7 protein-coding genes are annotated in these 12,757 nt (G+C 67.9%); all 7 read right to left on the bottom strand.

Annotated elements, in window-relative coordinates; all coding sequences use genetic code 11:
- Window positions 1-46 precede the first annotated feature (46 nt).
- Window positions 47-490: an HIT family protein gene (locus tag ASF16_RS00255; RefSeq protein ID WP_056161314.1), complete on the bottom strand. Its 444-nt coding sequence runs from the start codon at window positions 488-490 to the stop codon at window positions 47-49.
- A complete protein-coding gene (locus ASF16_RS00250; protein ID WP_056161312.1) occupies window positions 491-4,429 on the bottom strand; it encodes an FAD/FMN-binding oxidoreductase in 3,939 nt (1,312 codons plus the stop codon). It lies immediately after the preceding gene.
- A 76-nt stretch (window positions 4,430-4,505) separates the two neighbouring features.
- Window positions 4,506-5,018 (bottom strand): poly-beta-1,6-N-acetyl-D-glucosamine biosynthesis protein PgaD, encoded by a 513-nt coding sequence (gene pgaD / locus ASF16_RS00245; protein WP_056161310.1) that lies wholly within the window; start codon window positions 5,016-5,018, stop codon window positions 4,506-4,508.
- The gene (gene pgaC / locus ASF16_RS00240; protein ID WP_056161309.1) at window positions 5,015-6,352 is read right to left on the bottom strand and encodes a poly-beta-1,6-N-acetyl-D-glucosamine synthase; all 1,338 of its coding nucleotides are present in this window, start codon (window positions 6,350-6,352) and stop codon (window positions 5,015-5,017) included. The genes pgaD and pgaC overlap by 4 nt, the downstream gene beginning before the upstream one ends.
- A complete protein-coding gene (pgaB, locus tag ASF16_RS00235; protein WP_056161307.1) occupies window positions 6,349-8,382 on the bottom strand; it encodes a poly-beta-1,6-N-acetyl-D-glucosamine N-deacetylase PgaB in 2,034 nt (677 codons plus the stop codon). Before pgaB ends, pgaC begins: the two co-directional genes overlap by 4 nt.
- Before the next feature lie 2 nt (window positions 8,383-8,384).
- Entirely contained in the window at window positions 8,385-10,850 is a 2,466-nt protein-coding gene (pgaA, locus tag ASF16_RS00230) for a poly-beta-1,6 N-acetyl-D-glucosamine export porin PgaA (RefSeq protein ID WP_056161306.1), read from the bottom strand.
- Between the two features lie 430 nt (window positions 10,851-11,280).
- On the bottom strand, window positions 11,281-12,510 hold the full coding sequence (gene serA / locus ASF16_RS00225) for a phosphoglycerate dehydrogenase (RefSeq protein ID WP_056161304.1): 1,230 nt from the start codon (window positions 12,508-12,510) through the stop codon (window positions 11,281-11,283).
- Window positions 12,511-12,757: the final 247 nt, after the last annotated feature.

Below are 12,757 nucleotides of genomic sequence, written 5' to 3'. Positions count from 1 at the left end.
CGCCCGCAGCGATGCCTGTGGGGGACAGGGTCAACGAGGGCCCGCCTCAAGGCAGCTGCAGCGATTCCAGCACGGGCAGCAGGGACGCCTCCAGCTTCGGCAGCCGTTGCCGCACCGCGTCTTCCCGTTCGGCCGGGCTTGGCCGCTGGGCCGCGGCCCACACGGGCGACGGAAAGTGGCTGTCCCAGTCGAACCGGGCAATCACGTGCCAGTGCAGGTGCGGCACCATGTTGCCCAGCGCTGCGATGTTGACCTTGGTGGGCGCCAGATGCTGGCGCAGCGCCTGCTCCACCCGCGTCACCGCCTCCATGCAGTGGCTGCGCTCGGCGGCCGACAGGTCGGAGAACTCGGCCAAGTGCGCGTTCCACACCACGCGGTAGAACGCCGGAAAGCCGGCTTCGTCGGCACGGATCACGCGCAGGTGCACGCCGCGCCAGACCAGCGCACCGCCGTCTTCCGCGCACAGGGGGCAGGCAACGCCGGTGGCCATCTAGACGAGTACCCGCTCGATGCCGCCGCCGTTGGCGCGCTGCACGTACTCAGGCATCCAGTTGTCGCCCAGGATCTCGCGGGCCATCTCGACCACGATGTAGTCGGCTTCGAGCAAACCGTTCTGCAGATCGTCCTGGTAGCGGTTCAGGCCCTGCAGGCAGCTCGGGCAGCTGGTGAGGATCTTCACGTTGTCCTGGGCGGCCACGGCGCCCGGCCCCGCGCCGGTGGCCTTCATGACCTCGCGCAGCTTGGCTTCGCCCTTGCGGATTTCTTCTTCCTTGCGGAAACGCACCTGGGTCGACACATCCGGCCGGGTCACGCCCAGCGTGCCCGATTCGCCGCAGCAGCGCTCGCTCTTCAAGACCTGCTCGCCCACCAGCGCCTTCACGGTCTTCATCGAGTCGCCGAGCTTCATCGGGTTGTGGCAGGGCTCGTGGTACAGGTAGGCGCCCTTGCCCTGCAGCGTGATGCCCTTCTCCAGCAAATACTCGTGGATGTCGATGATGCGGCTGCCCGGGAAGATCTTGCCGAACTCGTAGCCCTGCAGCTGGTCGTAGCAGGTGCCGCAGCTGACCACCACGGTCTTGATGTCCAAGTAGTTGAGCGTGTTGGCCACACGGTGGAAGAGCACACGGTTGTCCGTGATCATCTTCTCGGCCTTGTCGAACTGGCCGCTGCCGCGCTGCGGGTAGCCGCAGCACAGGTAGCCCGGCGGCAGCACCGTCTGCACACCCGCATGCCACAGCATGGCCTGGGTGGCCAGGCCGACCTGCGAGAACAGGCGCTCGGAGCCGCAGCCAGGGAAGTAGAACACCGCCTCCGTCTCGGCCGTGGTGGTGGCCGGGTTGCGGATGATGGGCACATAGTCCTTGTTCTCGATGTCGAGCAGCGCGCGCGCCGTCTTCTTGGGCAGGCCACCGGGCAGCTTCTTGTTGATGAAGTGGACCACCTGCTCCTTGACGGGCGCAGTGCCCACCGTGGCGGGCGGCTTGGCGGTCTGCTTGCGGCCCACCTTGCGCAGCAGGTCCACGGCCATGCGCTGCGCCTTGAAGCCCACGTCCACCATGGCCGAGCGCATGAACTTGATGGTATCCGGGTTGGTCGCGTTGAGCATGGTCATCGCCAGCGCATTGCCCGGACGGAAGCTCTTCTTGCCCATCTTGCGCAGCAGGTTGCGCATGTTCATGGTGACGTCGCCGAAGTCGATCTTCACCGGGCAGGGGCTCTCGCACTTGTGGCACACCGTGCAGTGGTCGGCCACGTCCTCGAACTCCTGCCAGTGCTTGATCGACACGCCGCGGCGCGTCTGCTCTTCGTACAGAAAAGCCTCGACCAGCAGCGAGGTCGCCAGGATCTTGTTGCGCGGGCTGTACAGCAGGTTGGCGCGCGGCACGTGGGTGGCGCACACGGGCTTGCACTTGCCGCAGCGCAGGCAGTCCTTGACCGAATCAGCGATCGCACCGATGTCGCTCTGCTGCATGATCAGCGACTCGTGCCCCATGAGGCCGAAGCTCGGCGTGTAGGCGTTGGTCAGGTCGGCGTGGCGCACGGGGTTTGAAGCCAAATCGGCCCCTGCCGCTTGTCCAGCAAGCGCTGGCAGCTCCTGATTTCGTAGCAACTTGCCCTTGTTGAACCGGCCTTCCGGGTCCACCCGCTGTTTGTACTGCGCGAACGGAAGCAGCTCTTCGTCGGTCAGGAACTCGAGTTTGGTGATGCCGATGCCGTGCTCGCCCGAGATCACGCCGTCCAGGCTGCGCGCCAGCACCATGATGCGCTCCACCGCCTCGTGGGCGGTCTGCAGCATCTCGTAGTCGTCGCTGTTGACCGGCAGGTTGGTGTGCACGTTGCCGTCGCCCGCGTGCATGTGCAGGGCCACCCAGACGCGGCCCTTGAGCACGCGCTGGTGGATGGCGGTGACTTCCTGAAGGATGGGCTTGAACGCCGCGCCGGTGAAGATGCCCGAGAGCGGCGCACGCAGCTGGGTCTTCCAGCTCGCGCGCAGCGTGTGGTCCTGCAGCTGCGGGAACAGCACTTCCACGTCGTTCAGCCAGCCTTGCCACAGCGCACGCACCTCTTGCACCAGGGCGATGGCCTGGGCCACGCGCTCCTGCAGCAGCTCGGGCGATGGCACTTCGTCGTCCGCGTCGTGTTTGCCCAGCGGCAGGTTGCCGCGCTCGAAGAACTCGGTCAGCGCATCGCACAGCTTGATCTTGTTGCGCAGGCTCAACTCGATGTTGATGCGCTCGATGCCGTCGGTGTACTCGGCCATGCGCGGCAGCGGAATCACCACGTCTTCGTTGATCTTGAAGGCGTTGGTGTGGCGGCTGATGGCAGCCGTCTTCTTGCGGTCGGCCCAGAACTTCTTGCGCGCGTCGGCGCTGATGGCGATGAAGCCTTCGCCGCTGCGCGAGTTGGCGATGCGCACCACTTCGCTGGTCACGCGCGCCACCTCGTCGGCGTTGTCGCCCGCGATGTCGCCGATCAGCACCATCTTGGGCAGGCCGCCATTGCCCTTCTTGCTCTTGGTGGCGTAGCCCACGGCCTTCAGGTAGCGGTCGTCCAGGTGTTCCAGGCCGGCGAGCAGCACGCCCGAGCGCTTTTGCTCGGCGAACATGTAGTCCTTGATCTCGACGATGCTGGGCACCGCGTCCTTGGCGTTGCCGAAGAACTCCATGCAGACGGTGCGCGTGTGCTCGGGCATGCGGTGCACCACCCAGCGCGCGCTGGTGATGAGGCCGTCGCAGCCCTCTTTCTGGATGCCGGGCAGGCCCGACAGGAACTTGTCCGTCACGTCCTTGCCCAGGCCCTCCTTGCGGAAGGTCTTGCCCGGGATGGCCAGGCGCTCGGTGCGCACGGGCGTCTTGCCGTCGGCCTCGAAGTACTGCAGCTCGAAGGTGGCCGTCTCCACGTCGTGGATCTTGCCCATGTTGTGGTCCAGGCGGGTCACTTCGAGCCACTGGGCGTCGGGCGTGACCATGCGCCAGCTGGCCAGGTTATCGAGCGCCGTGCCCCACAGCACGGCCTTCTTGCCGCCCGCGTTCATGGCGATGTTGCCGCCGATGCAGCTGGCCTCGGCGCTGGTGGGGTCCACCGCGAACACGAAGCCCGCGCGCTCGGCCGCGTCGGCCACGCGCTGGGTGACCACGCCGGCCTCGGTCCACACGGTGCCGACTTCGCTGTCCATGCCCGGCAGGCGGCGCATCTCCACCTCGGTCATGGCTTCGAGCTTTTCGGTGTTGATGACCACGCTCTTCCACGTCAGCGGAATCGCGCCGCCGGTGTAGCCGGTGCCGCCCCCGCGCGGGATGATGGTCAGGCCCAGTTCGATGCAGCCCTTGACCAGGCCCGCCATCTCGACCTCGGTGTCGGGCGTGAGCACCACGAACGGGTACTCGACGCGCCAGTCGGTGGCGTCGGTCACGTGGCTCACGCGCGAGAGGCCGTCGAACTTGATGTTGTCCTTGGCCGTGAGGCGGCCCAGGGTCTTCTGGATCTGGCGGCGCAGCTGCGCGGCCTGCTCGAAGGTGGCGTTGAATTCGGCCACCGCACGGCGCGCGGCCACCACCAGCTCGCCCACCAGGCGGTCGCGCCCGGCATCGTCGGCGGGGGTGCGGCGCTTGTCGACCTCGCCCAGGCGGTGCTGCAGCGCGTCCACCAGCAGCTTGCGGCGGGCCGGGTTGTCCAGCAGGTCGTCCTGCAGGTAGGGGTTGCGCTGCACCACCCAGATATCGCCCAGCACCTCGTACAGCATGCGGGCCGACCGGCCGGTGCGGCGCTCCTTGCGCAGCTGGTCCAGCAGGTCCCAGGCCGGAGACCCCAGCAGGCGGATCACGATCTCCCTGTCGGAGAACGAGGTGTAGTTATAGGGAATCTCGCGTAGGCGCGCAGGTTCCGCGGCCTGGGTGTGCAGGGCGGCGACCGCAGTAAAGGCGTTCATGAAGTAGACCTGGGGAAGCGCTATGCGCTGGACCGTGGGAGCCCGCGATTTTATGCCACCCCGCTGCCTGCCGCATTCACGCCGTCTGGCGCCATGGAATCCGGTTGGCTTCCACCGCCGTCGCACCCATGGTCTGCTCGGTGGCAGACGACGTCCACGCGCCGGGAACGCACCGCGGCATGACGTCGGCAATGCCGCCGTGCTCGTCGTTGTGCACCACGATCACCTGGTTCGAGCGCATGGCCTGCAGAAGCTCCGGCGTCAGATGGAAGCTGGCGGACAGCTGGCTGTCGTCGAGCGCCGGGATCACGCTGCGCCGCTCCACCTTGCGGCGGATCTGGTTGTACAGCGCCCAGCCGGCCAGCACCGCGGCGTTGAAGGCCGCGATGACCCCGTACCACAGCAAGGTGTCCACCGTGGAGCGCAGCGCATCGAACCGCGCTGTCAGATCGAGCGTCGGCGACTGCACCATGGCCGCGACGCCCCGGTAGAACAGGAACAGGAAGCCGGCCCAGGCCACCAGGGTCACGGCCGCGTCGACCAGGCGGGGCAGCCGGCCCTGGCGGGTGTGGATGAGCGGGCCGTTCATGGCGGTGCAGGCCGGGCGATGCCGCGGTCGGGGCTGACCCAGCGGGCCCGCGCGCGCTGGGTCTTGAGCATGACCTTGGGAAAGCTCACGAGGGTGGTGAACAGGCTCAGCAGCCAGAAGACCACGGGGTACCAGATCATCCAGTACAGCGTGCTGCGCATGCCCGATTCGTAGCGCCGGTCGATGGACACGCTCACCGTGAACTGCAGCAGGCAGGTCACCGTCAGCACGAGCCCGGTGAACGACGGCGGCATGAGCCGCGGCACGAACAGGTTGCCCGGCAGGTGGACGAACTTGCCCAGCAGGTACAGCACCACCGTGACCGCGAACATGAAGGCCCAGCCCGTGGACATGCAGAACTCCAGCATCAACAGCCACATGCGGCGGTTGCGCCAGTTCCACATGCCGCGCAGGTTCTTGAGGAACACCTCGGCACCGCCCTGCGCCCAGCGCAGGCGCTGTTTCCACAGGCCGCGCAGCGTCTCGGGCATCAGGATCCAGCACAGCGCACGCGGCTCGAAGAAGATGGACCAGTGGCGCTTTTGCAGCTTCCAGCTGATGTCGATGTCCTCGGTGATCATGTCCGGGCTCCAGTAGCCCACGTCGTCCAGCGCCCGCCGGCGGAACGCCGCCACCACGCCCGAGACGGTGAACACCTGGCCGTACACGCGCTGCGTGCGCTTGATGAGCCCGATGATGGAAGAAAACTCGCCCACCTGGATGCGCCCCACCAGGGTGGAGCGGGTGCGGATGCGCGGGTTGCCGGTCACCGCGCCCACGCGCGGGTTGTCGATGAGCGGCGCCACCAGGTAGGCGACCGCGTCGCGGTCGAGCAGCGCATCGCCGTCGATGCACACCAGGTACTCGCTGCGCGCGGCGGCGGCGCCCATCTGCAGGCCGATGGCCTTGCCCTGGTTCTGCGCCAGGTGGATCACCCGCAGGCGCGGGTGCTGCGCGGCCAGCGCATCGAGCACCTCGCCCGTGTTGTCGCGCGAACCGTCATTGATGGCGATGACCTCGATGTTCGGGTAGCGCTGCGCCAGGGCCGCGCCCAGGGTCTCGGCGGCGTTGTCGCCTTCGTTGTAGCAGGGCACCAGGATGGACACCAGCGGCTCGCCCTTGAGCGCGGGCGCGGGCACGTCCGGCCCCCAGGCCCAGTGGCGCTCCCAGTGCATCCAGTAGTACAGGCCGCCCGCGATCCAGATGCCCGACATGAACAGCGGGTAGAGGAACACGAAGTCCAGCACCGCGTCGCTGGACAGCAGCATCTGCAGCGCCAGCGGACCGCAGACGATGAGCGACAGCGCCAGCAGCGCAAGCACGCGGCTCCTCATGGCTGCAACGCCCCGCTGTTGGACAGGGCCGGCCGCACCTGCTCCACGCTCGGCACGCCCGTGATGAAGTTGTCGGGGTAGTAGCCGAAGCTGCGCGCGCCGCGCATCTGCAGCCGCCGCATCCAGCCCGCCAGCCGCTGGCCGGGCACGGGCTGGCTGTTGCGCCAGTCCACCGCCTGCAGCTCGAAGACCGTGCGGTCCATCGCTCCGGGTCGCCGGCGGATGGAATCCACCACCGTGTCCAGCCAGGCATCCGCATCGGCGTCGGGAACGTTCTCCATGAACGGCATGGCCATGGGCGCGGTCCAGTCGTACGAGGCGAGGAAGTCGTCCAGGTTCTGCGCGAACCAGGCTTCGCTCTCCGGCTTGAGCATGGGCATGGCGAAGATGTTGCGCGCGGTCTTGACCTGCGGGCCGCGGATGGCGCGCACACGCCCTGCCAGCTCCAGCGTGAAGTCCGTCAGCGCGCGAGTCTTGAACTGCGTCCAGCGCCGCAACGTGGCGGGGTCGGCGCGCAGCTCGGCGATGGTGCCGGGCAGGCCCGCCGCGCGGTAGGCCGCCAGCGCGGGTGCGCTCGCGTCCTCGAAGTCGGACAGCAACGCATCGTCGTGGAACAGCACGCCGTCGAACCAGGCCGAACGGGCCAGGTCTTCATACAGGTCGGCGATGCGCGAGCGCACCGTGGGATCGAACGGCGACATGCGGCGGTACTGGCCCGTGTCCGGCGTGGCCTCGCCCTTGTCGTTGACCCGCTGCACCCGGGGCAGCGCGGCGTCCAGGTCGAAGGCCAGCACCGGCATCCAGGCGTACACCGCCACGCGGGTGCGGGTGCGCAGCTGCCACGCCACGCGGTTGAACAGGTCGGCGCGCACGGGCAGCCAGCGGTTGGGAAAGTACACCGAGTGCACGGTGCCGTCGCCCTGCGCATCGGAAAACGCCTGCAGGAACACCGTGTTCACGCCCAGGTCCTGCACGCGCTGCACCAGGTGGTCGAAGTTGCGTGCCTGCTGCGCGGGGTCGGCGTCGTAGAGGTAGTCCAGGTCGACGTGGGCCACGCGCAGCACCCGGTGCTCCTGCGTGGCGATGACGGCGGAGGCGAACTGATCGACCGACGGGTCCCCGGTGACCAGCACGCGCGGCGTGTTGAACAGGCTTGCGGTGCTGCCGATGCCCTCGTCCAGCGTCATCGCCATCTGGTAGCCGTGGCGCTTGACGACGGCCAGTGCGCTGCCGTTGGCGGCGCCATACGGCCATACCCAGACCCGGGGGGCCTTGCCGGTCACATCGCGGATCTTGGTGGTGATGGCCGCCACGTCTGCCTCGAGGCGCCGCAGGAAGGCCTCGTCGTTCTCATACGACGCGGTGGCCGGGTCATACCGGCGCGTGGCGGCGGCGGGCTGCGTGTTGCCCTGGGGGTTGGCCACGATGCCGTGGTGCAGGTGGTCGGTGTGCGCACCGACTTCCACCAGGCCCGATGCCGCCATCTCGCCCACCTGGGCCCAGGTGGCAAAGCGCTCGCGGGGCGTCTGCAGGCCGCCGAAGTCCACCGGCTGGTCGGCCGGCGCGTCCAGCCACTCCCCCACGGGCGCCAGCACCGCAGGCCAGCCGGTGGCCTTGAGCAGGGGGAACACGCGGTCATAGAAGCTGCGGTATCCGTCGTCGAAGGTCAGCAGCACGGCTTTGGCCGGCAGGGGCTTGCCGCCGTCGCGTGCGGCCAGTATCTGGTCCACCGACACCGGCTGGTAGCCGTTTTGCCGCAGCCACGCAAAGTGCGCGACGAGGCGGTCGGTGCGCACGGCCAGGTAGCGCGCATCGGCCTCGCCGTCCTGCACGTCGTGGTAGGCCACGGTCACGAAGCTGTTGACGGGCCAGGGGCGCTCCGCCTCGGGCAGGGTCCGGGCCTTGGGGGGCACGAACGGCTGCGCGTCTGCGGCCAAGGCCGGCAGCACCAGCATGCATGCGGCCATGGATGCGAGCACGCACAGCATGCGGGCCCTGCGACGGATGAGCGAGAAGACTGTCGGAAACATTCTCAGAACCTGTAGAGAAGATCGAACGCGGTGCGCAGGATGCGCTCGTCCACGCCGTCATAAGGGCGACGGGTGATGGAAAAGGAAAGCCCCATTTCCAGGGTGTCGTTCACGCGCAGGCGCTGCCCGTAGCCCAGCGTGGCGACCTCGCCCACGCCGTAGCCGCGCTGGGCGTACGCCCCCACGCCGAGCTGCAGGCGCTGGCGCCATTCCAGCTGGTAGTGGCGGTACAGCACGTGCGCCACGTCGAGCGTGGGCAGCAGGAAGACATCGGACTCGGGCGCGAAGTACGGCCCGCCGGGCCGGCTGTTGCGCGAGTGCGAGAGCTCCATCACCAGGTCTGCGTACACGCCGTAGCGGGTGTAGATGCGCTCGCGGCCGGCCACGCCGACGGACAGGCGGCGGTTGCCGTCCGAGTAGTCCAGCCCACCCACGCTCACGTTCCAGTCGCGCCGCTCGTTGGCGCGCCAGCGCAGTGCGGCGGTCACGCTGTCGGCGGTGATGTCGCTGCGCAGCGCGCGCAGCGGCGTGTCGCGCGACAGGCGCTCCGCGGCGCCGCTGATCTGCCACTGGTCGCTGAGATCGTGGCGCCCCTCCAGCCGCAGGCCGGTGCGCTGCCCGTAGCCGAAGTTGTGGGTGGAGATTTCGCCCTCCACGGTGTTGTCGCGCACCCGCCATTCGCCGCCAGCGCGGTAGCTGCGGTGCACGCCGCGGCCTTCGCGGAAGTCGCCGCTGCCAAAGCCGAAGCCGGCGAACAGGCGCCAGTCGTCCTGCACCGGCGCGCTGTAGAGCACGGTGTCGGTGCCGTAGTCGCCGTTGCCGGTGGAGGGATTGGGGCTGGACGACAGGCCGCGGTAGCCCGACACCCGCAGCTCGGGCATGCGAAACACCCGGCGCGCCCGGTCCAGCCGCTGCACCTGGAGGTTTTCGGGATAGCGTTCGAGCACGTCATCGGCCAGCGCGTCCGCCTGCTTCCACTCCTGCAAGTCCATCGCGGTGAAGCCCTGCTGCAGCTCCAGCGACAGCGCGCGCGGCTCCATGGCTTCGACCAGTTTCAGCTCCTGCTCGGCCCGGCGCGGCCAGGCGCGGCCCCGGTAGACGCCCGCCAGCGCGATGCGCGCACCGAGGTGACCCGGCGCCTGCTGCACCATGCGTTCGAGGCGCAGCTGCGCCTCGGGCGTGTCGTCGGAAAAGCTGTGCGCCTGCGCTGCCTCCATGGCCGCAGAGGCCCAGACGGCGCGGCCTGCGGGGGTGGCGGCAAACGCCTTTTGCGTGCCGTCCGCCAGGGACACGGCGGCGTCCATGGCCTCGGACTCGACCAGCGAATAGAACAGGCCCGAGGCATCGCCGGAGCTGACCGACGGATCCGCCTGGCTGCGCTCGAGCAACTCGGCATACAGCAGGCGCGCGGCCTGCGCCTGCCGCAGGTACAGATAGGCGCCGGCCACCCAGCGCAGGGCGTAGTCCGGCACCGGCACGCCATCGCGCCGCAGGGCCTCGTACTCGGCGACCGCCGTGTCCATGCGGCTGCGCACGGTCAGCGCCCCGATGCGGTCGATGCGCATGCGCTGCAGGTCGCGCACGGCCTGCGGGTCGGCGCTCCACCGGGCAAACACCTGCTCGTAGAACGCCAGGGCCTTGTCGGCCACTGCGAAGCGCTCACTCTCGCTGCGCACCGGTGCGAACGACAGGCGCACCATTTCCGCGCCGATGTCGGCCTGCAGCCTGCGCTGCTGCGCCGCGCCCATGAGCGCGGGCTGTGCGTCCACCAGGGCCTGCGCCTGCACCGGCAGGCCGGCGGACTGCAGTGCGTCGGCATAGGCCATCTGCACTTCGGCATCGTCGGGTGCCAGCGAGCGCGCGCGGCTCGCCTCGGCCAGCGCCGCATGAAAGCGCCGCGCCGCCGTGTGCACATAGGCCAGGGCCAGGCGGCGGCGCGCCACCATGGGGGTCTCGGCCACCAGCGCTTCGGCCTTGGTGCGCGCATCCGCATCGCGCCCCGCATCCGCCAGGACGTGGATCTCCCCCATGCGCAGCTCCGCGTCATCCGGGCTGCGCGCCAAGGCGCGGGCATACAGCGCCAGCGCGTCGTCCCACTGCCGCAAGTTGCGGTGGGCGCGCGCCACCGACGCCAGGGTACTGACCGGCAGCGTGAGCGACGCGCCATGGCGGCGGTACACATCCACCACTTCCTGGTCCAGCCGGGCCCAGCCGGCGATATCGATCCAGTCGGCCACCAGGCGCGCAGCATCGGCACGGTCCAGCCGCTTTTGCCGCAGGTAGTCGAGCACCGGGGTGGTGTCTCCGGTCCTGGCGCGCCGGACCAAGGCGTCGTAGGACTCGGCCACCGGTACGGGCGTGGCCGTGTCCGCATACGCCAACGCGCAGGCCATCGCACCAGCGGCCACGGCGGCGTGGAACGCGGGGCGAACGGGCAGGGGCAGGGAAGGAAACGGGTTCCCGAACATACAGACGAAAAGTGGAGACAGCGGGTAGAAAACACGGTGCCGGCAGCGGTGAGCGCCGGCGTGGCCGCCATTGTTGCCAGCGACAGACCTACCGCGCGGCTCGCTTTGCAAACAATGTTCAACAACCCTTGCTGTAAAGAGTTGTATCAAACTGTGAATTTTAGACGAACACCGGGATTTCAGGTGTTTCCTTGGAAAAAGAGGGCTCATTGCCCTCTAGTACTGTCAGGATTGCCGGCTGGATGTGTAACAAATTCAATCGAGCCTGTTTTTCAGAACTTTGTGCGGCGCGCCGTCTTTTCGCACAGTGGGCTAATGGAGCGTCAAGACGACAACCCACAAAAAAGCCGCGCACCGGGAGGCTCGGTGCGCGGCTTGGGCCGATAGCGGCAATGACCCCGAATGGGCCGGCGAACGGCCCTGAGGTTCGTTAGAACAGCACCCGGCTCCTGAGGGTGCCGGTGACCTGTGCGAGCTTGTCCAGCGCCAGGTCCGACGACGCGGCATCGATGTCGATCACCACGTAGCCGATCTTCTCGTTGGTCTGCAGGTACTGGGCGGAGATGTTGATCTCGTTGTCCGAGAAGATGCGGTTGATCTCGGACAGCACGCCCGGCACGTTGCGGTGGATGTGCAGCAGGCGGTGCTTTCCCGGGTGGGCGGGCAGCGCCACCTCGGGGAAGTTGACGGACGAGGTGCTGGTGCCGTTGTCGCTGTACTTCACCAGCTTTTCGGCCACTTCGAGGCCGATGTTGGCCTGGGCTTCCATGGTGGAGCCGCCGACGTGCGGGGTGAGGATCACGTTGTCCAGGCCGCGCAGGGGCGACTGGAACTCGTCCTTGTTGGTGCGGGGCTCGACCGGGAACACGTCGATGGCCGCGCCCAGCAGCTTCTTGGCCTTGAGCGCTTCGGCCAGGGCGTCGATATCCACCACCGTGCCGCGGGCGGCGTTGATGAGGATGGCGCCGGGCTTCAGGGCCGCGATCTCGGCCGGGCCGATCATGCCTTCGGTCGATGGCAGCTCGGGCACGTGCAGGCTCACGATGTCGCTCTGGCCCAGCAGGTCGTGCAGGTGGTGCACCTGGCGGGCGTTGCCCAGGGGCAGCTTGTTCACCACGTCGAAGAACGCGACGTGCATGCCCAGCGCCTCGGCCAGCACCGACAGCTGCGTGCCGATGGAGCCGTAGCCCACGATGCCCAGGGTCTTGCCGCGGATCTCATACGCGTTGTCGGCCGACTTGAGCCAGCCGCCGCGATGCGCCACCGCGTTCTTTTCGGGAATGCCGCGCAGCAGCAGGATGGCTTCGGCCAGCACCAGCTCGGCCACGGAGCGGGTGTTGGAATACGGCGCGTTGAAGACCGCAATGCCGCGCTCACGCGCCGCATTGAGGTTGACCTGGTTGGTGCCGATGCAAAAGCAGCCCACCGCCACCAGCTTTTGCGCATGGGAGAACACCTCTTCGGTCAGCTGCGTGCGCGAACGGATGCCCAGGAAGTGCACGTCGGCGATCTTGCGCTTGAGTTCTTCATCGGGCAGCGCGCCGGACACGGTTTCGATCTGGGTGTAGCCCGCAGCCCGGATCACGTCCACGGCGGAAGCGTGGATGCCCTCGAGCAGCAGAAATTTGATCTTGTTCTTGTCCAGCGAATTGGTAGCCATGGCGATAAGAAGAAAGGGTGTGGAGAAAAGAAACTCGGCGCGTTTGCGGCGCGAACGAACCGGTGCGGGAGCCACCGAAACGTGACCCGCAGCATGGTGCATCGCACAAAACCTTGCAAGCCTCGGCAAATGCGTCGCACATTGTCACAAAAGAGTCACAATCGCATCCCTGACGGACATCCCAAGGGGTTTCCCGGTTGTTGCACGGCCTGCGGTCATGCGACAACGACATATCAATGACACATGG

This window comes from Acidovorax sp. Leaf78 (assembly GCF_001422735.1).
Lineage (GTDB): Bacteria > Pseudomonadota > Gammaproteobacteria > Burkholderiales > Burkholderiaceae_C > Acidovorax.
This window is presented reverse-complemented; position numbering and strand designations above follow the sequence as displayed.

Bases quoted from the DNA above. Each gene is read 5' to 3' on its own strand.
- ASF16_RS00255 (WP_056161314.1), bottom strand. From the start codon at position 490: ATGGCCACCGGCGTTGCCTGCCCCCTGTGCGCGGAAGACGGCGGTGCG.
- ASF16_RS00250 (WP_056161312.1), bottom strand. From the start codon at position 4,429: ATGAACGCCTTTACTGCGGTCGCCGCCCTGCACACCCAGGCCGCGGAA.
- pgaD (WP_056161310.1), bottom strand. From the start codon at position 5,018: ATGAACGGCCCGCTCATCCACACCCGCCAGGGCCGGCTGCCCCGCCTG.
- pgaC (WP_056161309.1), bottom strand. From the start codon at position 6,352: ATGAGGAGCCGCGTGCTTGCGCTGCTGGCGCTGTCGCTCATCGTCTGC.
- pgaB (WP_056161307.1), bottom strand. From the start codon at position 8,382: ATGTTTCCGACAGTCTTCTCGCTCATCCGTCGCAGGGCCCGCATGCTG.
- pgaA (WP_056161306.1), bottom strand. From the start codon at position 10,850: ATGTTCGGGAACCCGTTTCCTTCCCTGCCCCTGCCCGTTCGCCCCGCG.
- serA (WP_056161304.1), bottom strand. From the start codon at position 12,510: ATGGCTACCAATTCGCTGGACAAGAACAAGATCAAATTTCTGCTGCTC.